Raw genomic sequence first — 23,762 nt, forward strand, 5'->3', positions numbered from 1 at the left:
GTGAAAAAGAAATATGCCATATGCGGTGTGAGCGGTCGTGCGCTCGGCATGTTCGCCAAACCGATTCTGACGACGCATGCACGGCGCTGCAACCTGGTTGCCATATTGGACTGCGATCCGGCCCGCTTCGAGCTGTACCGCTCCCGCTTCCCGGAGCATACCGCCGTCGGAACTTACGGTGAAGAGGAATTTGGGAAGATGATTGACGAGACTCGGCCGGATGTGGTCATCGTGGCGGGGCGCGACGATACGCATGCGCGTTATATTGTTGCCGCGCTTGAACGGGATCTGGATGTCATCACGGAAAAGCCGATGGTCACGACGGGCGAGGACGCACGGCGAGTGTTGGATGCGGAGCGGGTGAGCAAAGGCTCGGTGACGGTCACGTTTAATTACCGTTATGCCCCGATTCACGCCAAAATCAAGGAAATGGTGTGGGAGGGCAAGCTCGGCCGGATTACATCCGTCGATCTCAACTGGTATTTGGACACGTATCACGGCTCCAGCTACTTCAAACGGTGGAACCGCCGGCGCGAAATGTCAGGAGGCCTCTCCATCCATAAGAGCACGCATCATTTCGACCTCGTGAACTGGTGGATCGGGCAAAAGCCGGTCGAGGCCTTCGCCTACGGGGCGCTCCATTATTACGGTGCCCAAGGGGAGCTGAATCCGGGCAAAGAAGACGGTCGCCATTGCGGAACCTGCCTCTCAGCCAGCCGCTGCGCCTATCATTCGCGCTGGAACGCACGTCATGTGCAGGACGATCATCTCGGCCAGCTTGACAGCGGGGGATCGCAATTTCCTTATACAGGCTACCGCCCGGACCGGTGTATTTTTGATGATGAGATCGATATAGAGGATACGTATGCGGCCACCGTCAAATACAGCGGAGGCGCACTGCTCAGTTATTCCGTCAACTTTTCGCTGCCGTACGAAGGGTATCGCTTGGCGATCAACGGTACGAAAGGCCGGCTGGAGACGATCGAATATCATGCACCGTCCCGAACCCCTTTTCCGACACCGCTCCAGACGATCGACTACTTCCCGTTGTTCGGCTCCAAGGAAACCATCCATGTCGTCCATCGGGAAGGCGGCCATGGAGGAGGCGACCCGCTTCTGCTGAACGACCTGTTTCTCGGTGAGAACCGGGAAAGGCCGTTCCCGATTTTGTCGGGGGCTGTGGACGGCGCCTATTCCGTGGCAACGGGGGAAGCCGTGTGGCGTTCCGTGAAGGAACATCGTCCGGTGGCGATAGCGGATGTTCTGGGTGGGTGGAAGGAGAGTGAGCCTATTGAACGATAAAGGATACTTTGACCCGGCGGAAAGCCTGGCTTCTCAAACAGAGGGCAGTAACATCGAGCATGCGCTTACGGTCATTGCCCAGCGTTATGTCGGTGACAATCCGCCTCATGCCCCGGTTTACCGGGTGACGCGCAAGAGTCCGATCCGTAAGCGGGCCGACCACTGCTATCAACTCCCCATCGCGGATATGTTCCCCGAGATGACGGGGAGCCAGGTGGTCTACGCCTGGACGAAGCTGTGGGCTGCCGAACCGCAGAGCTTCCCCTTTCTGATGGAATGGACGGGGCACGTTCGGCTGTACCATAACGGCCGAAAGCGGTTCGGTTCGGCGCCAGGGGAAGAAGCGACAGCAGGCGAATTGCCTCTGAAGCTTGGGATTCAGCTTACCAAGGGATGGAATCACTTCGTCCTGGAATTCCGCCGGAGCCCAAACGGCTGCGGAGCGGTATTTGGCACAAGCAACCGCAAGAACAAGCCGTTTCACTTTCTGGCTCCATCCATGGAGCGGGAGGGCGAGGAAGGATGGATTGTGACGGTGCCGATGGACGGGGCGCTTGCCCGCATCCCCGATTCAATGGAAAGCGAATCATGGACGGGTGCACAGTGGCTGCCTGTGCCAGCAAAGCACGGTGGGGAAGCAGATGGCGGCACAATGTTGAGAATGTACGGGCGGAAGCCGGGGTATGCCGCTTACGCCTGGACTGCCGTGGTCAACCGGACCTTAACGGCCAAGAAGGTGACCTTGTCGGGAACCTCTTATGGTCCGGTCCGGTTTGAATGGAACGGCAGGGAGGTTTACACAAGTCGGGAGGCGGGCACATTCCGTATTGCCATCGATGTGCCTCCGGGCCGCGGGGAGCTTACCGCACGCAGCGAATGCGTTCAAGAGGGCTGGGGGTTCGAGGTCAGCGAAGCCTCGCCTGAAGGGATGCTGACCGCGCCGCGCAGGGTGCACGGCCTGACCGGCGAGTGGCTTTATCTGGGTCCGATCCGTGTGGAAGCAGAACTTGAGCTGTCCGACTATTTCGGGCTGGATACGGTTGCTGTTGACGGCGGACAGACGCTGTTCTGGACAGGAAGCGAACCGGGAGCCTGTGTGAGGCCGTTTTTGGAGAACGAGCTTTTCGGCCGCTGGAATTATCCGCTTGGTGTCACGATGTACGGCTTGCTGGAGTCGGGTAGGCTGCTGAATCGCCCGGACATCCAGGAATATGTGCTCCGCCATGTCGAGTTTGCAGCGGGGCATTACGAATATTCCTTATGGGACCGGGAGGAATTCGGCGCGGCAGGGCTGAACAATCAGCTGTCCGACATCGACAGTCTGGACGATTGCGGATCGTTCGGCGCGCTAGCCATTCTTGCAGACCGAATTCGATCCTTGAAAGGGGTGCACAAGGCGGCGGACGACATCGCCCGGTACATCATGGATAAGCAATCACGTCTTGAGGATGGGGCGCTTTATCGCGAAGTCGGGGTTTCCCCGAGCATGCACCTTACGATGTGGTGCGACGATATGTACATGAGCGTGCCGTTCCTGTGCCGATACGCCGAGCTGTCCGGCGATTCCCGCTATCTGGACGAGGCAGCACGCCAGCTTCTGCTGTATAAGTCCTACCTATACCTGCCCGACCTGCAGCTGATGTCGCATGTATACGATGTGCGTCATGGGCAGCCTTCCCGGACGGTATGGGGACGAGGCAACGGATGGGTGTTTTTCTCGCTGTCAGAGCTGCTTGCCGTGCTTCCGTTTGGCCATCCCGACTATGAGGAACTGCTTCTTTTTTATCGCGTGCTGGCGGAAGGGTACCTTCGTGTGCAGGGAGTCAACGGGTTATGGCACCAAGTGCTGACAGACCCTGAATCCTATGAGGAAGCCTCGTGTACCGCAATGTTTATTTTCGGCATGGCACGGGGGATTCGCCACGGCTGGCTGGAGGACCCGGATCCGTACTTGCAATCCGCCGCTGCGGGGTGGGAAGGTTTAACCAGCAGGGCCATCGACCGCCGGGGAAATGTGTATGGCGTGTGCAAGGGCAGCAGCTGGTCGACCTCGCATGCTTACTACAAGCACGATTTATCGTGGAACTTGAATGATACGCACGGAATCGGCATCGTGCTGTTGGCCGGAGTCGAGCTGCTCGGACTGATGCGGGCCAGCCCAATTGTAAACGCTTAAATTTGCGTGACGGCAGGAGCGGAACGTGAGCTATAATGGAACCATTCTTGTAGTAAAGCGGGGGTTGATATGTTCCTATCGATCGGCAAGTGGCTGAAATACACGCTGGCCCATACGCAAGCGCGGCTGGTGCTCATTTTGACCGTTTCCGTTTTTATGATCATTTTGGCCGTCAGCCTGACATCATATTACACCTCCAAATCGGTGCTTCAGGAAGAGCTCAGCGAGCCGCAGCACCAAATGCTGCAGATCAGTATGAAATATATCGACGATTTGATCCGGGAGAGCGACAAGATTGCGGTCCAAGTCGCGGTGAATGACTATATCTACGCTTTTCTGACGAGCGAGAATCAGAACTCGGTGTCCAATATATCGACATTGTACCGACTGCTCTCAACCTGGATCAGCAATTCAAAATACATTAACAGCATATACGTATACGATGTCGAGCGGGGAAGCTTTATTTCGCTTCCGCAGGGATACAGCTCGAGCAAGCTCACATTCGTGGATTCCGAGTGGACCGGTATCGCAGACGAATTCGGAGACGACACGATGATGATCCGCAAAAGGCATGTCCCCGAGGGGGCGGGCAATAAAGGATCGGAGCTGACGCTGTTCCGCAAAATCATGATCCAGGGCCGACTAAGAGGCGTCGTGGCGGTCAATTTGCTGGATGCTGAACTGTTCGCGAAATTGAATCCGCCGGCGCTGTCCCAGTTGGACAGCATGCGGTACATCGTGGACCAGCATAATAACATTCTTTATTCGGTTTCGAATTCGGAATTCCAACCGGAAGCGGTGAGACAGGCGCTGCACGAGCTGAAGGAAGACCACTTCGGCGATTTTTTCCATGAGGGACGGAAGCTGCTGGTCAATCAGATCGAATCGCCGCTGACCGGATGGAAATACGTATCCATCGTCTCCCAAGATAGTTTGCTTGCACAGTCCAAAAAGGTGCGAGACACGGTGCTGTATGTATCGGTGGCGGCACTTGCGCTCGGCGTGCTGACCATTCTGTATGTAAACTCTGCGGCCTTCCGCCCGGTGCGCAGGCTTAAGCAGCTGTTCAGCGCCTACAACGGGAAGGCATCCAGCCCGGACCGCATCGATCTGGAAAAGCTGGCCGGCGAACTGCTCAGCAATCATGCGCATCTATCTCAGCTGATCCGCGAGACGATATCCGATGCGGCTTCCAAGTTTCTGTATGACATTCACTCGGGTCATATGAGCGGCAGACGCGAAATCCGCGAGAAGTGGAGACGGTATTTTGCGGAATGGACGGATGCGCCCGTCACGGTAGCGGTGCTGTCGATCGACCGCTATGATTCGTGGTCGCGCAGGTTTCCGGCCAGTGACCACTCGCTGCTGAAGTTTGCCCTGGCCAATATCATGGCAGAGCTGCATGAGCCCGAATGGAGGGTGGCCTGCGCCGATTTCGGAGCGGACCGGATGGCTATCCTGTTTCAACCGCGGAGCGGCGAAACTCGGCCTCCGCTGGCCGAGGCGATCGAAACGGTGTCCCGTTTGCTGAAATTCAGTGTATCCGCCGGCGTGAGCATGCCGCAGAGTGAGGTTGTCCGGTTAAAGCAGGCCATGCTGGAAGCGGAGAACGCGTTAACCTACCGTTTATATAAAGGGTACGGTCAGCTCGTGCCGTTTCAGGATGTATCCAGTCACGAAGTGACGGATATGCAGCCGCAGGAAGATGGCGTACGGGAGCTGATGACTGCCGTGGAGACCGGTGATGGGGAGCGGGCTATAGAGCTGCTGGGGCGTATTATTGGCGATATCCGCAGCCGTTACTGGTATCCTTCGGAGGCGCTTGCCTTGCTTCAGGGGCTGCTGGAACGTCTTAAAGGAATATGCCCAGAGGGCGACGGTCCCGAGGGAGACCCGGCCGGTCGGCTGGGCACGCTGTACATTGAAGATATCGAGGCTGAGCTTTCCGGCCTGATTTCGGTCTTGGCCGACCGCTACCGCCGTTTAATCGGCAGCAAGGATTTCTTGATGTGCCAGCGGATGATCGAATTCATGGAGCAGCACCTCGGCGATCCGATCGGCATTCCGGAAATTGCAGAATCGACCGGCATCAGCAGCAGCTTGGCCAGCCAGCTGTTCAAGCAGGAGACAAACGAAACGATCTATAACTACTTAACCCGGCTGCGGATGGAGCGGGCTAGCGAGCTGCTGGTCAAAACCGACCGCAAAATATCCGATATCGCTCAAATGGTGGGCTACCAGCATGAAAACAGCTTCATTCGCAGCTTCCGCAAATTCAAGGATATCACCCCGGGCAAATACCGGGATATGATGAGAACCCGGATAGACGCCTTGTTTGAATGAAGGGGCCGGGAAGGGAGGAGCTATGGAGATGGAGAGAGAGCAGATTGTTTGGCGGCATAATCCTGAATTCGACAGGCTGGATCCGCTTTCGCCACTGTCGGTAGGCAACGGGGAATTCGCGTTTACCGCCGATATTACCGGGCTGCAGACATTTCCTGAACAATATGAGGTGCCGCTTGGCACCCAGTCGAACTGGGGCTGGCATTTTACGGGGGGGCGCGGCAGGTTCTCCGCGAAGGATGCAGCGTTGCAGTTGTTCGAGACCCACGGCCGGCAGGTCGGCTATCCGATGAAGCCGGGGGATAAGCCGGAAGCTTACCAATGGCTGCGGCAAAATCCCCACCGTCTTCACCTAGGCCGGCTGTCGTTCCGATTTCTGGACGAAGCGGGAGAAGAGCTCGGTTACAGCGATGCAGGCCAATTCCGTCAAAAGCTCGATCTGTGGACGGGCATTCTATCGAGCAAGTTCGAAATTCGCGGCGTGCCGGTAGAAGTTACGACGGCGTGCCACCCCGAAGCTGATATTTTGGGCGTGCGGGTGATCTCACCCCTTATCCGGGAAGGGCGGCTTCAGGTATTCATCCGTTTCCCCGCACCGGATATGACTCATTCGGCTTGGGCAAAATCGGTGTTTGCCGATTGGGAAAGCGATCATCGGCATGATACCGTTCTCGTTCGGCAGGAGAAAGGAACGGCCCTGTTGGAGCGGACGCTGGACGAGGAGCGTTATGCGGTCCGCTGGCGTTGGAATATTGGCCGGCTGGAGCAGACGGAAACACATGAATTCACGCTGAATCCTGGCGAGTCTCAGGATGAATCCCCCAATGAATCACCGGAGGAGCTGACGTTTTCCGTAGGCTTTGCGGCTGGGTCGCCCGGTGTGGCTGACTTTGAAGCTATTGTTTCGGCGAGCATCCGGCATTGGGAATCGTTTTGGCAGAGCGGTGGCGCAGTCAGCTTCGCAGGCAGCTCGGATCCGCGAGCCTTTGAGCTGGAGCGCCGCGTCGTCTTGTCGCAATGGTTATGCGCTATTCACAGCGGGGGCTCGATGCCGCCCCAGGAGACCGGTCTTATGTACAACAGCTGGTTTGGCAAATCGCATTTGGAGATGCATTGGTGGCATGCAGCCCACTTCGCGCTGTGGGGCCGGGCTTCCATCCTGCGGAGAAGTTTGGACTGGTACAACGGCATACTGCCGGTCGCTCGCGAACTGGCGCTATCGCAGGGATACGAGGGAGCACGCTGGCCGAAAATGGTCGGTTTTGACGGTATCCCGTGCCCCTCGCCGGTCGCTCCGGGTTTGATCTGGCAGCAGCCGCACCCGATCGCCATGGCGGAGCTGTGCTACAAGGCCGACCCGGCACAAGAAACGCTGCGCGGGTTCCGTGACATCGTCTTTGAATCGGCTGACTTTATGGTTTCCTATGCCCACTGGAATGAGTCAAAAGACGCCTTCGATCTCGGACCGCCGCTCATTCCGGCTCAAGAATGCCATCCGATGAATGCAAGCGTGAACCCGCCTTATGAGCTGGAGTATTGGAAATATGGCCTGGATATCGCTATAAAGTGGGCTGATCGATTGGGTGTCCAGCCAAATCCGCGCTGGGTTGAGGTGGCGACTAATCTGGCGGCGCCGCCCCGACTCGACGGCGTTTACCTGGCGCATGAGTTGGCGCCGGATACGTTTACGGAGAAGAATCATGACCACCCGTCCATGTTGTGTGCATTAGGCGTGCTTCCCGGCAAGCTGATCGACCGCGAAACCATGCGGCGAACATTGTGGAAGGTTAAGGATGCTTGGAAATGGGAGACGGCCTGGGGGTGGGATTTCCCCGTATGCGCCATGACCGCTGCTAGGCTCGGCGAACGCGATCTGGCTGTCGATTTTCTGTTAATGGACGAAATGAAAAACACGTATTTGCCAAACGGGCATAACTATCAGCGCCCGGGTCTGACCGCTTATTTGCCGGGTAACGGCGGACTGCTTACGGCGGTGGCCATGATGGCCTGCGGCTGGGAAGGAGAAGAAGATCTGCACTGTCCGGGATTTCCGGCAAGCGGCTGGACGGTGCAGTGGGAGGGGCTGAAGCCGTGGCTTTAGCTTCGTCTTCGGCTTGTAGAACTTGCGGACAGGAGGGCTGAATATGGCCAAGGGAACGGTGTGGAAGCCGGAACGTAAGCAGTATCGCGACCGGTTGACCGGAGTCGAAGTGGTGCAGCTGACCGACTATAAGGCTCATAGTCATCATCTATATTTTACGGAGAACGGATGGTATGACGGCGGCAAGCGGCTGTTGTTCGTATCGGATAGGGAAAACAGTTCGAACTTGTACAGCATGGATGTCATCAGCGGTGAAATGCTCCAGCTGACGGATTACCCGGACAATGATGATGTGGATGCCTGTCTGTTACCGGACGGCCGGGCCGCCTTCGTCAAAACGGGTCGGAGCGTACGCCGCCTTGATCTGGCAACATTGGAGGAAGAGCTTGTCTACGAAGCCCCGGAGGGGCATAACATCGGCAACCTGAGCTGTCCTGCCGATGGTCGCTCGGTCGTCACCTGTATACAGGAGGATCTATCCTATCGCATGCAGCTAGATCTCGGCAATGGCTATGTCGGCCATAGGGAGTTGATGGAGGCTGCTCCTCACAGCCGGATCGTGCGGATCGATTCGGAAGGGCAGACGCAGCCGGAAACCCTATATGAAGCCCATCGCTTTATAACCCATATTAATGCGTCACCCGTCGAACCATGGTTGATCACCTTTTGCCACGAAGGACCTTGGCATTTGGTCGATCACCGGATATGGGGGCTGGATCTCCGGAGCGGAGAGGCCTGGAGAATTCGTCAGCGCCTTGAACCCGGAGAAAAGGTCGGCCATGAGTTTTTTCATCCTGACGGCGTTACCATCGGTTACCATGGCTTCCGTACGGATGGAACCAATTTCTTCGGAAGTATCCAGTACGACAATACGGCCATGGAAGAGACGGATTTCGGGTTTGATACGTGGCATGCGTATGCGGACGGCCTCGGTCAGGCCGTTGTCGACGGCAAAGGGGCGGTCAAAACCCTCTCCGTATGGCGTAAAGACGCTCAAGGAGTTTACCAAGGGCCGAGGATGCTGTGCGAGCTCCGATGCAGTTTTCATTCCCAGAAGGTGCACGCGCATCCGCGTTTTGATCCAGACGGTAAACGACTCTTGTTCACAAGCGATAAAAATGGTTATGGCAATTTGTACCTGGTCGACATGCCGGAAGATTTCGATTCGCTGCCGCTGCAGTCGGTCTAAAGCGAAGGAGAGGGAGTGGTCTACGGTGGCTGAAGTTACAGTCATGGAACGAATACCGGTCCGGGTGGCAGAGACGATCTTGTCCGCTTGCGTGGACGGGTACCATCCGAATATCGCCAACAAATGGGGCTACGTGGCCGGCATGGCTTTGAGTGCACTGGGCCGCCTGGCCGAATGGACGGGTGAGGAGCGCTACAATGAAGCAGTCAAGCGGCATATGGACGTCTTCATACAAGAAGACGGGACGATAGCAGGCTATACACTCGAGGACTATAATCTCGATCACATCAATAAAGGCAAGAATCTGCTACCCTTGTGGCGCATGACAGGAGAAGAGAAATACCGCAGGGCTGCCGAGCTGCTGGCATCTCAGCTGGTTGGACAGCCGCGGACAGACGAAGGCGGATTTTGGCATAAGAAAATCTATCCGTTTCAGATGTGGCTGGACGGCCTCTATATGTCGTCACCGTTTATGGCGGAGTATGCAGAAACGTTTGATGCGCCGGAATGGTTTGACGAAGCGGCCCGTCAGCTGCTGCTCATCGAGCGGCGCACGCGGAATCCGCAGACGGGCCTGCTGCATCATGCTTATGATGAGAGCCGGGAGCAGCGCTGGTGCGACAAGGAAACGGGCCGCTCGCGCCATGTATGGGGGCGGGCCATGGGCTGGTATGCGATGGCGCTCGTGGACTCACTGGAGCATTTCCCCGTTAGGCATCCGCAGCGCGGCCAGCTGATGGGCATTTTCGAACGAATGGCTAATGCACTCGTACGCGCTCAGGATCAAGACAGCGGGCTGTGGTATCAGGTGATGGACTGCAACGGACGGCAGGGCAATTATTTGGAGGCTTCGGGCTCCTGCATGTTGACCTATGCCTTGGCCAAAGGCATTCGGCTTCATTATTTGGCCGAGATCGACATCGGGGTGGTCGAACGCGCCTATGACGGGATCAAGAAACGTTTTCTCACCGCCGATGCGGAAGGACTGCACCTTCACGGCATTTGCCATGGCGCCGGATTGGGCGGACGCAAATACCGTGACGGATCATACGAGTATTATTTGAGTGAAAAGGTAGTCAGCGACTCGCTCATGGGCGTCGCTCCGCTCCTGCTGGCCAGCATCGAAGTGGAGAGGCTGCAGGCGGGGGACGAGGTCGGGCATCGGGGATGAGTCGAGAGAACCTGTTGACTATGAGGTATCCCGCATCTTGGTGGCGTAATATGTGGCGTGAGGGGTTACCCTCAGGCAATGGAATTGTCGGGGCCTCGGTATTCGGGGGCGTGCAGGAAGAGACGGTGCTGCTGAATCATGAGGGGTTGTGGCATTGGGGCCGGAAGGATCCGCTGCCGGACGTGAGCATGACGCTCGCCGAAACGCGCAGGCTGATGGATGAAGGACACTATGCGGAGGGCAGCTGGAACTTGGCGAACGCTTTACGGGTGCGGGGATACGGGACGAGGCTGGCCTCCCGCTTCCCGCTTGCGGCGATTAAACTGTTCATGCCCTGCAAACGGGCGTTCCGCCATTACCGAAGAACCCTTAATATGGAGACCGGTGAGGTTTCGGTAGGCTGGACGGACGGTTCGATCCGATACGTAAGGCGGCTGTTCGTCTCCCGTGCAGATAGGGCCATCGTTTACGAGATTGGCTCCGAGGGATGTGCTAACCAAGAAGTAAACCCTGAGGGCAGGAAAGGGATCGGTAGGGATCTCGAGGTTCAAACCGGGACGAGTCACTGTATTTCGGGAGAGATTGGACTGGTGCTCTACCCAAGCGACCGATGGGGGGATACGCCGGAATTCAAGGAACTGGCTGGATCCGTGGTCACTTCGGCGAAAGGGACGTTTATCCGGTACGCCGGCCGCAATGATGACGGTACGGATTTCGGGGCAGTGCTGCGGCTTATTTGTGAAGACGGAAGTTTACAGTCAACCAAGGAAGGAACGATGTTGAGGTTTGTTAAGGCCCGACGGGCGCTGGCACTGGTGAAAGTTTTTATCCGTGGCAAGCGTGAACAGGAATGGGAGCAGCTTGAGCGCGAGCTCAGTGCCTTCCCTGAACATTGCGAATATGACCTGCTTCTCAAGCGCCACGCCGAGCTTCATGGTCTTTTGTTCCATTCCGCATCCCTGGAGCTGAACGTTGCCAGCGGGGACGACGTGCGTTCGAACGAGGAGCTGCTGCTGGAGGCCTACGAGGGCAAGGCACCCGATTCGCTTGTCCGTAAAATGTGGGCTTATGGAAGGTATTTGTTTATTAGCGGGACGGCAGCCGAATCGGGGCCGTTCGGACTGTATGGCCTATGGGGCGGAGACTACCGGCTTGTCTGGTGCCACCATATGGCGAATGAGAATATCCAAATGATGTATTGGCACGCGCATGTCGGAGGCTTGGGAGAACTAGTGCCCCCTCTGTTCCGCTACTACGGCAGCCTAATGGACGACTTCCGCGGCAATGCCCGCAAGTTGTATGGTTGTCGCGGAATCTACATCCCGGCTGGGACTACGCCAGGGATTGGAACGCCGAATCAAATCGTACCCGTCATTCTAAACTGGACGGGAGCGGCCGGGTGGCTGGCCCGGCATTATTATGAGCATTTTTTGTATACGGGCGATATTCGGTTTTTGCGGGAGGAGGCGCTGCCGTTCATGCGTGAAGCCCTTCAATTCTACGAGGACTTCGCAGTCGTTGGTGAGGATGGCACCTACCGTCTGTATCCTTCGGTTTCGCCGGAGAACACGCCGCTCAATTTCATGCCGGAGGACGGAAGGCAGCTGGCTCACCCGATGCCGACAACCGTCAATGCCACGATGGATATTGCAATTATGAAGGAACTGCTTACCCATCTGATCCAAGCGAATCGGCTAGTCGGCGGCCCAGGTTCGGAGGAAGAACGGTGGATGCGAATGCTGGAACGCATTCCGCCTTACCGGACGAACGGGGACGGAGCCCTTGCGGAATGGCTGGATCCCGCGTTTGAGGACCGATACAATCACCGTCATCTCTCCCATATCTATCCCTTGTTCCCGGGTGATGAAGTGACTCGGGAGTCAGCACCAGAGCTGTACGTCGCTTTTGAGAAGGCGGTGCGTCTCCGCCGACTCGGAGCCCAAAGCGGTTGGTCACTTGCCCATATGGCTTCCATTTACGCGCGGCTGGGGGAAGGTGAACGTGCGCTGGAGTGTCTTGATACACTGGCGCAATCATGTCTGCTGCCGAATCTGTTTACCCTCCATAATGATTGGAGGGGGATGGGGATATGCATGGATATGCCGGCAGCGCCGATACAGCTCGATGCAAACATGGGATGGGTGAATGCCGTACAGGAGATGCTGCTGCAGGTGTCGCCGGATATGGTGAAACTCCTGCCAGCGTTACCGGAGCGCTGGCGTAGTGGCCGACTCTCAGGCTGGAGATACCATACCGGTCGGATCACCGTGGAATGGAACCGGGATGCCGGTATGTTCCACGCCAAGCTTGAGGCTGAACGGGAGACGGACATCCTCGTTTCCCTGCCGCCTTGGGCAGGGGAATGTTCCATGTCCGGCCAGGGAGCCTCCGTCCAGCCCTCAACGCTAGGGCCCCTTTTTTATTCGGTCCGTCTGCGCCCGGGGACACAGCTGTTGATCGATTGCAGCCCGCAAGTCGAAGTAGACGTAAGCGGACCTCGAAACTGAAATTGGCCAAAGACCATTTCATTGCAAAAAAGCACCTCAACCATGGGCATGAGCCGTTGGTTGAGGTGCTTCTATTTTTAGGTTATCTTGGATTGACATGTAATCCCGCCGCCCACCTTCATTACGGCTGCAGGGTGATGCCGAATGCAGAGCCAGGGGCACCGGCGAATACGACAGCTCCGTTAGCCGGGAGCTTAACTTCGTTGGAGCCGCTGACCACGGTGTAGTTGACGACCGTGCCCTTCTCGTCATATACGGCGAATGCGCCTTCTGCCGGCAGGGTTACCGTCATGGTTTTGCCTGCAGCTGCTTCAGGTACGGTATACCACTTTGCATAGCCGTCGGCTTGCAGGGTAACGGTGGATTTTTTCCCTTTATACAATGGCTTCACATGCTTGCCGCTGATAAACAGGGATCCAGCACCCTCGAGATACTCTACGCCTTTTTCCTTATAGAAACGGAATTCGGACGTATCCCGGCTGCCGATCGCCGGTACCTGATGCTGGCTTACTGCAGTATCCGGATCGATTATCTTCTTGTCGATCAGATATCCTTCCAGACCGCTCTTGCTGTTAATTTCTACCGTCGGTTTCGTAATGAAGTACATCAGCGATGTGAATTTCTCGTTCAATGGATAGAACGTCTCGCCTTCCCGCTTCGCCCATGCGGCAGCGGTTTCCTTGGACAGCGGGTTCGCTTCCATTTTTTCGGCCGAATATTGCGACAAGGCCATCTGTCCCAGTCCAGGAATCGAAACATATTGTCTTACCCATAGGTAGATGCGATCATTCTTTTCCTTAACGAAGCTGACCTTAATGCTGCCATCCGCGCTGACAAACGTTCCGTCCGCGGTGTATACATATTTCTCGGCAGGATAGTCCGGCACCATCGGTACGGTAATGGACAGTTCGCCGTCCTTGATGTCGACTTTCATCTGCTGATTCGTCACGCCATAGTAACCGGCAAATTCCGCCATATTGTCAGGCATATCCGCTTGGACCGGTTTGCCAAACGATTTTTCCGGCTTGAACTCCTTGATGGTGCCTTTTTCCTTGAGCGTATGCAGCAAAATTTCGTTTGCCAGCAATTGGTTGGTTGAACTCGAACCGCCGGAAGATAATACGGCAGCTGCCATGTTCTGCTCTGGAAGCACAACGAGCGAAGCGTGGTATAGAATGGTGTCGCCGCCTTTAGTCACGGCTTTCATGTCATATTGGTTAAACGGGAACAGTCTCACGCTGTCCCAGCCAAGTCCATAATCGAACGAATTATCGGCATCTTCTGGCCACAGGCCTTTTTTATACTCTTCCTGCTCCATGGCTTTCACAGACGCAGCTGAGAGGATTCCCTCGGCTTCCCCGGTGAAGATCTGCGCAAACTGCACCAGGTCTTCGGCCGTGGAGTAGATGCCGCCGGTTCCGATGACATTGATGGTCTCGTTAGGCAGCTGTCCTTGATGAGCCGGATAATAGAGGCCCGCCATTTGGTTTAAATCCAATGTGTCTTGGGATGTCTTGGTGTGGTCCATGTTTAACGGCTCGGTAAAATGTTCATGAATGAATGCGGTAAAATCCTTGCCGCTCACTTTTTCCACGAGAATCTCGGCCAGCGTGAATCCGTCATTGCAATACACGGAAAATGCACCCGGATCTGCTTTGAGGTTTTGAGTGGACAACTGCTTCAGCAGCGTGTCATGTGCATGCGGGTCATTATCTTCGAACAAGAACGCGTTGTTCAGGCTTGAGCCCTGCAGGCCGGAGGAATGGTTAAGCAGCATGCGCGGCGTGATTTTTTTGTAGCGTTCGTCTTTCATCGTGAATTCGGGTATGTACTGAACGAGAGGCGCATCCAGGTTGATCTTCCCGTCATCCACCAATTTCATGACCGCGGCGGCAGTGAACACTTTGCTCGTGGAGCCGATCCCATACATCGTATCTTCGGTCAACGGAATCTTTCCTTCGATATCATTGACGCCCGCTTGCCCGGAAACGGTAATCTTGCCGTTGTCGATCAGGGCATATTGGACGCTTGTCGTTCCATACGTCTCGGTGAGCAGCTTGGCTTTCTCTGCGGCGATCTTCTCAAGACCCCCTCCTGCAGCGGCAGTCTGGCTGTTATCTGCTGCCATGGCTCCGGCTGGAAGGATCATCGTAACCGCGAGCAGGGCTACCAGCATTCGTGATAATCTTTTCTTCAATGAACAAATACCTCCTTATTATGAATGTATAAGTTAGTACGATTTACCAGCGGGAATGGTTCGAATTTTTTTTCATGTTTTTTAGGGTTTATGATAGGAGCATATACAGGAAGGGCGTTTAATTGTTGTTAGGTGAGATATCTACAGATGAGAAGGGCAAAAAAACCAGGCCCCCATCATCAGTTGCGAGAACTGCGTGAGGATGCCTGGTTATTTAACTAAGCACGATCAGTAGTGCCGAAGCGGTGCCGACGAAACAGCCGGCCAGACAATCCGAAGGATAATGAAAGCCGAGATAAATGCGTGACAGACTGACCGTAAGCGCCAGAAGGATCAAGAGCAACGACAGCCAGGGCGTAACGAACAGAAATGGCGTGACGATGGAAAATATGGCCGTCGAGTGTCCGGAAGGAAACGAATGGTCCTTCATCGGTTTCTTTTCAAACCTCACTTTTTCCAATGCCTGGTATGGCCGGATGCGCCGCAGTTTCTTTTTGATGAGAGCCGTAATCAGGAAGCTGAGGGACAGTGCGATAAAGCTCTGCCATCCCATCGTATCCCACGGCTCCGGTGCAAAAAACGCTATCGAAAGTGTCAGCACAATGGTAAAGATAGCACCCCCCATATGGGTGACCAGCGAGAGCATCGAATCCACCATTTTGTTGCTGATCTTGCGGTTTAACCAGCGGAAGATAAGGTGGTCATGTTGCTGAAGCCAATCCATCGAACGAGTAATCATTGTGAACAGAACACCTCACATTATAGTTTGGCAAGCTGATAGCCCTAAGTCAAAACGGGCTCGAGTGTATATTTGTAAGGGCCGGAATTGATCGTGTAGACAAGAGGCTTACATACGACAGTATACAGGAGAATTGTTAAGCGTGGGTATGAATGGCGAGTATTTTTTCATAATTCGAGCATTCTTTGGCATAGGTACTTTCGATGATAACCGTATACCATATGGGACGCGCTTAAGATTATAATTTCCCATTGACGGCGACTTGATGTTCCCATGTTCTCTAAGCCCGGAATCCGATATAATGAAAGCATCTAACCATGCATAAGGAGGAGAAGCATGAAATTTCGCGTTTCTGCCGTGCAATATCATCTGCACACCATTCAATCCTTTGACGATTTTGCCCGTCAATCGGAGCATTATATCCGAACGGCGGAGGAATTCGAAGCCGATTTTGTGCTGTTTCCGGAATTTTTCACGACGCAGCTGATGTCCATCGGGGACGATCAGGGCCAGGCGTTAACGATCAATGACCTTCCGGATTTCACAGACCGTTACCGCGAGCTGTTCCAGGGCTTTGCGAAGCAATATAACATGCATATCATTGGCGGAACCCACGTCATTCGCCGGGAAGGGAAGCTGTACAATGTGGCGCATCTGTTCTATCCGGACGGCCGCATTGCGGAGCAGGCGAAGATTCATATTACGCCTTCGGAGATAACCGGCTGGAACATGGGAGCCGGCGAAGGGCTCGAAGTATTCGAGACCGAGAAAGGCACCATCGCGATGCTCACCTGCTATGACATCGAATTTCCCGAGATCGTGCGCATGGCCAAGGCCAAAGGGGCCGACGTCATTTTCTGTCCGTCCTGCACCGATGATCGCCACGGATTCCATCGCGTGCGTTATACCAGCCATGCCCGCGCCATCGAGAATCAAATCTATGTGGTGCTGACCGGCACGGTTGGATCGCTGCCTACCGTGGATCTGATGCGTGCCAACTTCGGGCAGGCTGCCATCATTACGCCGAACGATATTCCGTTCCCGCCGAAGGGCCTGCTGGCCGAGGGAGAGCTGAACAACGACATGATCATTACCGCCGATCTCGATCTGGATTTATTGTATCAAGTGCGCGAGAAGGGCTCCGTCACGACATGGCGTGACCGGCGTACGGATTTGTATCCGGATTGGGAGTAAGTTTTTTTATCATGGTTTGAAAAATGGGAAAAGGCGGTGTAGAGGAGATGGCTCGGTTTCATCAACAGTTTTATGTATTCGACGACGCCCGGCCGGTGCCGGTTGTTATTCGAGGCTACACGGAAGCGGACTTCGACGAGCTGATCGCCATTCAATCCGAGACGTTCCCGCCTCCGTATCCTCCGGAGCAATGGTGGAACAAGGAACAGCTGATGCAGCATGTCACCTTGTTTCCCGAGGGCGCCCTATGCGTTGAAGTGGACGGCATGCTCGCCGGGTCCATCACCTCGCTCATTGTGGAGTACGATCCGATGGAGCCTGCCCACTCCTGGGCGGAGGCCACGGATAACGGATACATCCGCACGCATCAGCCGGACGGAAATACCCTATACATCGCCGACATTTGCGTCAGGCCGCGCTTTCGCAAGCTTGGGCTCGGCAAATGGCTGATTCAGTCGCTGTATCACGTGACCGTCGAAAGGGGACTGGACCGGCTGCTTGGCGGCGGACGGATGCCCGGCTATCATCGGCATGCGCACGAAATGTCGGCCGTAGAATATTTGGATGCCGTTGTCAGGGGGGATCTCAAGGACCCCGTAATTACCTTCCTGCTCCGGTGCGGCCGGACGCCCGTCGGGGTAGCGGCAGAGTATTTGGAGGATGAGGAGTCCTGCAATTACGGGGCCTTGATGGAATGGAAGAATCCATTCCGAGGGTGAAGTGGTTTAGAATGAACGATGATTTCACGGCTTCGAATATCTTCATAATATAAAGATATTTTCATTACATATATAAGGAGGCTTTTAATTTAATGGAATATATTCGCATTACGAGCATCGACGATCCCTTGTTCCGCAAAATGCACGATCTCATGAAGGAAGTGTTCCCTCCGGAAGAGGTGCTGGAATTCAGCTTATGGAAAGAGCCGCTCGAAGACCCGGGCATTCGGGTATTTGTTGCCCTGCATGAGGACGAAGTGGTGGGTACGACGGAATACCGCTATTACGAGGACTGGAACGTGGCGATGACCGATTTTACCATTATCGGGCGTGAAGGGCTCGGCATCGGCCGATTCCTGGCACAACATCGCTTGAAGGATCTGAATCAATTGGCGGCAGCAAACGGCAAAGAGCTGTTCGGCATGTTTGCCGAGATTTACGATCCATATCGGGTGCAGGACCATGCATTCGGCGGCGTGAAGCCGATGGATCCGTTCGTTCGCCGCGAAGTCCTGTCGCATCTGGGTTACAAACGCACGGATATCGACTATGTGCATCCGTCCTGGAACAATGATGGCGAAGCGGTGAGCGGGCTTGATTTTTGCTTCATGCCGGGCGACGATGCCGTTGATGAATTGCCCGCGGAGCTGATTGCCAACTTCTTGAGACGATACTATTCGGTGCTGCCCGAGAAACCGCAAGCCTGGAACGACATGGTGGCCAAGCTGGACGCGCGGGAGAAGGTATCCTTGCTTCCGCTGTAACCTATAGTATGGATCATGCCTGATTCTTCTTGAATCAGGCCTATTCTTTTTCTTGACCGCCCATTGATTTCAATTTTTTGGTATTCTAATCCTATGAAAGGCCAGGTCGACGTAATGGGGAGGCTGCTTATGAAGAGAAATCGTATTTGGTTATGGGCAGGTATTGGTTTAAGCATCGTAATCCTATATTCATTCATGCAACTAAGCGTTCATTTCGGCAAACCCATGTCCGAAGAACAGAAGACAGCGGCCTCTTACGTGAAATCGCTGGGCTATAAGATTGTAAGCCACTCCAGTAAACCGATTACTTATACGCTTGAGAAATCTCTTCTCGCACCTGGTAACGGCGCAATCCCCTATATTCAGACATGGAGTGTACAGAGCCAAGATCCGGCAAACTATTACGGAAAAGAAATTGTCACCTATCGCTTCAAGGTTTCCGGGCATCCGCTTGACCGCATGTATAATACGAATACGGCCTTGTTCGTGATGATGACGGAGGGGAAGGTCATCGGGGGAACCTCGTTCCCTGATCGGAACGATTTAGCCGGAGCTCCTTATTCCATTGATGGAAAGACCTTGGAGGAAATCACGGGTAACAGTTTCGGGGAATGGCGTGAGCAATGGGCCGAAAAATACGGGAATTAAGGATGCGCTCCAACCTCTCCGAAAATACGACGAAAGACATGTTTCTTTACTTTTGCTAAAATCCTCATTTGAATTGCAAGGCTATACTGGATATAGTAATACAATAGGTAAGGAAAAGAGGAACGTACATGAACGACCGAAAACAAGTGAACATCCGTCTTCAGAGCCTTCACGAAGGAGAGAATACGATACAGGAGCTTCCCGCAGAGGCGTTTATCAAGGGGAAGGTGCTGTATGTGCGCTATACGGAGCCGGCGCTTGGACCGCATCAAGGGGAAACCCGGGCCATGCTCAAACTGACGGAGGACGAGCTGAAGCTGATCCGTCATGGCGAGGTGGAGTCCGAGCAGGCGTTTAAGCTGGGACTGCAATTGCCTGGATATTATCGCTCCCCGTTCACTTCATTTAATCTGTCTACGCACACCCAGCGTCTGGAGCTAGCGCTAGAGGGCGTGACCGGACGAGCGGCTTGGGCGTATGATTTATATGTGTTTGACGAGTTTTCGGGACACTTTTCGATCAGTTTGACTATTCAGGAGGCACATGAATCATGACTATGAATCCATTAGATCACATTAACGGGCTGGTTGCAGAGGCGGTAGGAGACGCTGCCGTAGCTGCCGGACTGGTGTCCCGCGAGGAGCTGCCCGCCATTACGCTGGAAGTTCCGAAGGATAAGTCGCACGGCGACTTGGCTACGAACGTAGCGATGCAGCTGACGCGGATTGCCAAGAAGAACCCGCGGCAAATCGCGGAAGCTATCCTGGAACATTTGGATACGGCAAAGGCTTCCATTGAGAAAGCGGAGATCGCCGGGCCCGGGTTTATTAACTTTACCTTGGACAAGGGGTATCTCTATCCGATCGTGGCATTGGTACAAGAGCAGGGCGATAACTACGGGCGGATCGCTTCGGGCGAAGGGCAAAAGGTCCAGATGGAGTTTGTCAGCGCCAATCCCACCGGAAGCCTGCATCTTGGACATGCCCGCGGAGCGGCGGTAGGCGATGCCCTTTGCAATGTGCTTGATTTTGCAGGATACGAAGTTACTCGCGAATACTACATCAATGATGCAGGCAACCAAGTAGTGAACCTGGTTAAATCCCTCGAAGCCCGCTATTTGCAGGAGCTCGGCCAGGATGCCGAAATGCCTGAAGACGGATACCATGGCGAGGATATCAAAGGTTTTGCCAAAGAGCTTGTAGCCGAGAAAGGCGATTCCTTGCTATCGATGGATCCTGACGAGAGAACGGCATTCTTGCGTCAATTCGGGCTTGAGAAGGAACTTGGTAAAATCAAACGCGATTTGAATCGATTCCGCGTCCATTTTGACGAGTGGTTTAGCGAAACGTCCCTGTATGAGGATGGACTGGTGGAGAAATCCCTGGAAGAACTGAAAGCCAAGGGCGAAGCTTACGAGAAGGATGGGGCCACCTGGCTCCGCACCACCGATTATGGGGATGACAAAGACCGCGTCCTCGTTAAGAATGACGGAACGTATACCTACCTGACGCCGGATATTGCGTACCACCGCAATAAATACGAGCGCGGCTATGACAAGATCCTGAATATTTGGGGAGCCGACCACCATGGTTACGTTCCGCGCATGAAGGCTGCCATGGAGGCGCTCGGCAATGACCCGGACAAACTCATCGTATTGATCGCCCAGATGGTCAGCCTGTTCCAGGACGGCGAGAAGGTGAAGATGTCCAAGCGTACCGGTAAAGCGGTCACGATGGAAGATCTGATGGATGAGGTCGGCGTGGACGCGATCCGCTATTTCTTCACCATGCGCAGCATGGATTCGCATTTTGATTTCGACATGGATCTGGCGGTGTCCACGTCCAACGAGAATCCGGTCTTCTACGTACAGTATGCGCACGCACGCATTTGCAGCGTATTCCGCCAAGCGGAGGAGCAAGGCGTTAGCCTTCTGCCGCTTGCCGACGTCAACCTGAGCGTTCTGACCGCCGAGCATGAATACGACATTTTGCGCAAAATGGGAGAACTCCCGCAGGAAGTGTCGCTTGCTGCGGAGAACTATGCACCGCACCGGCTTATCCGGTATGTATATGAACTGGCCTCCTTGTTCCACAGCTACTACAGAGCCGAGCGTGTGATTACGGAAGACGCGAATCAAACGCAGGCCCGCCTTGCTTTGCTGGGAGCCGTCCGCACGGTCATTGCCAACGTGCTTCGCCTGATGGGCGTATCGGCGCCGGAACGCATGTAAGAAAGGCCCACCCTTTCATATGCCATAACAGCCAACAGCCGTCTTTCTTTGGAAAGACGGCTGTTTTTAATGCGTGAACGAACTGGCGTTTGCCGTTGCTGATGAACCGAATTTATAATTTCATGCCCTCGCGCAAAAATTTCAAGGCATTTACCTCTCCATCGGAGGTGCTGTATCCTTTTTTGAGCTTAAGGGGGGAGGAGGTGCGTCGCAGCAGGGCCTTGATCGTAGCTGTTTTTTTCAAGTCAGGCTTCTGGGCAAGCAGCAGGGCAATCGTTCCGCTGACGTGTGAAGTGGCCATGGAAGTGCCGCTCATTTCGTGGTATTTTCCCTGCAGCCAGGCTGACACGATTTTATCTCCGGGCGCATAAATATCGACAAATTGCCCACGATTGCTGAAGCCGGGGATTCTCCGGCTGCGGTCGGTAGCTCCGACGGATATCGTTTGAGGATAACGGGCAGGATAGTCCGCGGTACGGCGTTTGCCGTCATTGCCGGAAGAGGCCACAATGAGGACGCCTGCTTGGTTGGCCTTGCCTACAACATCCAGCAGCGTGCGGCTTCGGGTCTGCATGCCGAAACTCATATTGATGATATCGATCTCGGCCCGCACGCACCAGTCGATGGCCAGAATGATATCCGACACGAAGGCGGAGCCGTTGTGATCAAAGGCTTTGACCGGATACACGACAGATCTGGGAGCAACGCCGATCATACCTTGGGTGCTGTTTGCTGCAGCGATGGTGCCCGAGATATGCGTTCCATGCCCATTGTCGTCATAAGGCGGGATGTTGCGATGGACGAGGTTGACCCCTCGGGTCAGCGAATACTTCAAATCCGGGTGACCGAAATCCACCCCTGTGTCGATAACGGCAATCTTCACGCGGTGTCCTGTCGAGGTAGACCAGGCTTGAGGGGCTTTGATTTGCTTGATACCCCATGGGATCCCGGTTAGCGTTCCTATTGTCCCCTGTATGGCGTGGATATGAACCTGTTCATCCTCTTCAACCATCAGTTCGTTCCGAAACTCCGCTTCAAACTTCGCGGTTTGGGGAGCTGGAGCGATGATGGTGCGAGTAAGCGGCGAGCGGCTGACCGAACTCGGGAAACGCCTTTTCCCTGCGAGCCGGTTCCATTCGCGGATGCATTTCTGGTACAGCTGAGGGTCATGAAACGTGAGGAGCCGCCGGTTCATTTCCCGGACGTTCCGCATAGGGTTCGTCTCTGCAAGTAGTGATTGCATGATCCGGGTGTAATCCATGTGTGGCAATCTCCCTTCTCGATGAACCGTTGCTTCAGTATTGTATGAGCCGGGGAGAGTGCCCGAATGGGATGTTGCCCTTTTTCCGGGAAATAGGCCCTGTTTCCCGTGTCAAAGCAGCAGGGCTAACATAAGATACATGGAGAGAATATCAAGGTTCTCTTATCTATCCCGTAAGGAGTCGATCCTAGGGGCGGGTACAGTCAGAAGGCGGAGAGAAAAGTCTCCGTCTTTTTCCATTTGGTATCTGATGGGTAATGGAGCATAAAAACTTGATTTTTATTTCCAAATAGGTTTTACTTAGTTTTGATAATGGATATGTTGAGGGTATAACGTGAAGATTGTGTGAGAGGAAGTGTGCGTTAGTGAGTAATCCGCTCAATTTAAAGATCGATCCGGAGAAGATTCAGGAAATCCCGATGGTTGACCTGGCTTTTATGGTTCTGAAGGCGGCGAATACGCCGTATTATTACCGTGACCTGATGAATGAGGTGGCCAAGCTTCGCGGCTTTACGGAACAGGAAATTAACGAAACGATTGCCCAGTTATATACCGAGATCAATATAGACGGACGTTTCGCATGTGTAGGTACGAATCTGTGGGGACTAAAGCGCTGGTATCCGCTGGAGAAGTCCGAAGATCCGATTGCGAACGCCAAACGTCCGCGGATCATCAATGATGAAGACGATGATGACGATGACTTCACGGATGAAGAGGATACCTATAGCGGTGACGATGCCGAAGAGGATTTCGACAGCATCGATGATGAAGATGATGATCACGACGATCTCTTCCCGGATGATGACGATGCCGACGATGATGTAGATGAAGACGTTGTTCTGGATGATGAGGAATTGGATGACGAAGATGCGGATTCCGAGGAAGAAGAACTGGAAGAGGAAGAATTTGAGGAAGACGACAGAGATTAATCTGTCATTCCGCTCAGAATTTAAGCCAGTCCGCATGGTTTATGACTCTGTTTTACGATGTCGGCCGATTGGGGAATTTTGAGGTTGGTTCTTCTCTTGACAAGCAGACAAGGCACAGAGTAAACTATTGCTTGGGCTTATGATTGTGGATTAAATATGTTTAATATAAAAGTGCCCCGTTATTTATTCGGGGTCACTTTTTTTGTTTTTAAGGCTCGGAAAGTGTAAACGACGCTAGCTTCCGGGCCAATATAGCAAGACTAAGATTCAGATATGCAGAGTATTAAGATGT

Annotated in this window: 17 protein-coding genes; 14 read left to right on the forward strand and 3 right to left on the reverse strand. The window is 54.3% G+C overall.

Annotated elements, in window-relative coordinates; translation table 11 throughout:
* The 7 genes from MHH82_RS00565 to MHH82_RS00595 all read left to right on the forward strand — a co-directional run bounded on the left by MHH82_RS00565 (position 1) and on the right by MHH82_RS00595 (position 12,789).
* On the forward strand, positions 1-1,302 hold the full coding sequence (locus MHH82_RS00565) for a Gfo/Idh/MocA family protein (protein WP_340962525.1): 1,302 nt from the start codon (positions 1-3) through the stop codon (positions 1,300-1,302).
* Positions 1,283-3,478, forward strand: coding sequence for a glycoside hydrolase family 88/105 protein (locus tag MHH82_RS00570; RefSeq protein ID WP_340962527.1), 2,196 nt, complete (start codon positions 1,283-1,285; stop codon positions 3,476-3,478). Before MHH82_RS00565 ends, MHH82_RS00570 begins: the two co-directional genes overlap by 20 nt.
* Before the next feature lie 69 nt (positions 3,479-3,547).
* The gene (locus tag MHH82_RS00575) at positions 3,548-5,821 is read left to right on the forward strand and encodes a helix-turn-helix domain-containing protein (protein WP_036662855.1); all 2,274 of its coding nucleotides are present in this window, start codon (positions 3,548-3,550) and stop codon (positions 5,819-5,821) included.
* A gap of 22 nt (positions 5,822-5,843) precedes the next feature.
* The gene (locus tag MHH82_RS00580) at positions 5,844-7,922 is read left to right on the forward strand and encodes a glycoside hydrolase family 65 (RefSeq protein ID WP_036662853.1); all 2,079 of its coding nucleotides are present in this window, start codon (positions 5,844-5,846) and stop codon (positions 7,920-7,922) included.
* 43 nt (positions 7,923-7,965) lie between these two features.
* Complete coding sequence (locus MHH82_RS00585) at positions 7,966-9,111, forward strand: oligogalacturonate lyase family protein (RefSeq protein WP_036662851.1); 1,146 nt, start codon at positions 7,966-7,968, stop codon at positions 9,109-9,111.
* 25 nt (positions 9,112-9,136) lie between these two features.
* Complete coding sequence (locus tag MHH82_RS00590) at positions 9,137-10,282, forward strand: glycoside hydrolase family 88/105 protein (protein WP_081746298.1); 1,146 nt, start codon at positions 9,137-9,139, stop codon at positions 10,280-10,282.
* Between the two features lie 50 nt (positions 10,283-10,332).
* A complete protein-coding gene (locus tag MHH82_RS00595; protein WP_445661951.1) occupies positions 10,333-12,789 on the forward strand; it encodes a glycosyl hydrolase family 95 catalytic domain-containing protein in 2,457 nt (818 codons plus the stop codon).
* A gap of 121 nt (positions 12,790-12,910) precedes the next feature.
* Here the strand turns inward: MHH82_RS00595 and MHH82_RS00600 are convergent, their stop codons facing one another.
* Positions 12,911-14,986 (reverse strand): serine hydrolase domain-containing protein, encoded by a 2,076-nt coding sequence (locus MHH82_RS00600; protein WP_012818372.1) that lies wholly within the window; start codon positions 14,984-14,986, stop codon positions 12,911-12,913.
* Positions 14,987-15,200: 214 nt separating this feature from the next.
* A complete protein-coding gene (locus MHH82_RS00605; RefSeq protein WP_090914378.1) occupies positions 15,201-15,725 on the reverse strand; it encodes a phosphatase PAP2 family protein in 525 nt (174 codons plus the stop codon).
* 336 nt (positions 15,726-16,061) lie between these two features.
* Between MHH82_RS00605 and MHH82_RS00610 the strand changes: the two genes are divergently transcribed.
* From MHH82_RS00610 to argS, 6 genes are all read left to right on the forward strand, one after another.
* Complete coding sequence (locus MHH82_RS00610; RefSeq protein WP_009595511.1) at positions 16,062-16,919, forward strand: carbon-nitrogen hydrolase family protein; 858 nt, start codon at positions 16,062-16,064, stop codon at positions 16,917-16,919.
* Between the two features lie 47 nt (positions 16,920-16,966).
* Complete coding sequence (locus MHH82_RS00615) at positions 16,967-17,638, forward strand: GNAT family N-acetyltransferase (protein WP_340962536.1); 672 nt, start codon at positions 16,967-16,969, stop codon at positions 17,636-17,638.
* Between the two features lie 92 nt (positions 17,639-17,730).
* On the forward strand, positions 17,731-18,402 hold the full coding sequence (locus MHH82_RS00620) for a GNAT family N-acetyltransferase (RefSeq protein WP_012818376.1): 672 nt from the start codon (positions 17,731-17,733) through the stop codon (positions 18,400-18,402).
* Positions 18,403-18,531: 129 nt separating this feature from the next.
* The gene (locus tag MHH82_RS00625; RefSeq protein WP_340962540.1) at positions 18,532-19,050 is read left to right on the forward strand and encodes a hypothetical protein; all 519 of its coding nucleotides are present in this window, start codon (positions 18,532-18,534) and stop codon (positions 19,048-19,050) included.
* 128 nt (positions 19,051-19,178) lie between these two features.
* Entirely contained in the window at positions 19,179-19,604 is a 426-nt protein-coding gene (locus tag MHH82_RS00630; protein WP_096777299.1) for a DUF1934 domain-containing protein, read from the forward strand.
* Entirely contained in the window at positions 19,601-21,280 is a 1,680-nt protein-coding gene (argS, locus tag MHH82_RS00635; protein WP_340962544.1) for an arginine--tRNA ligase, read from the forward strand. The genes MHH82_RS00630 and argS overlap by 4 nt, the downstream gene beginning before the upstream one ends.
* 112 nt (positions 21,281-21,392) lie before the next feature.
* On the opposite strand, the gene MHH82_RS00640 is transcribed toward argS, so the two are convergent.
* A complete protein-coding gene (locus MHH82_RS00640; RefSeq protein ID WP_145041147.1) occupies positions 21,393-22,541 on the reverse strand; it encodes a S8 family peptidase in 1,149 nt (382 codons plus the stop codon).
* Between the two features lie 365 nt (positions 22,542-22,906).
* On the opposite strand from MHH82_RS00640, the gene rpoE reads away from it, so the two are divergent.
* Positions 22,907-23,470, forward strand: a complete 564-nt coding sequence (gene rpoE, locus MHH82_RS00645; protein ID WP_036662845.1) for a DNA-directed RNA polymerase subunit delta — start codon at positions 22,907-22,909, stop codon at positions 23,468-23,470.
* Positions 23,471-23,762 lie beyond the last annotated feature (292 nt).

This window comes from Bacillus sp. FSL K6-6540 (genome assembly GCF_038007545.1).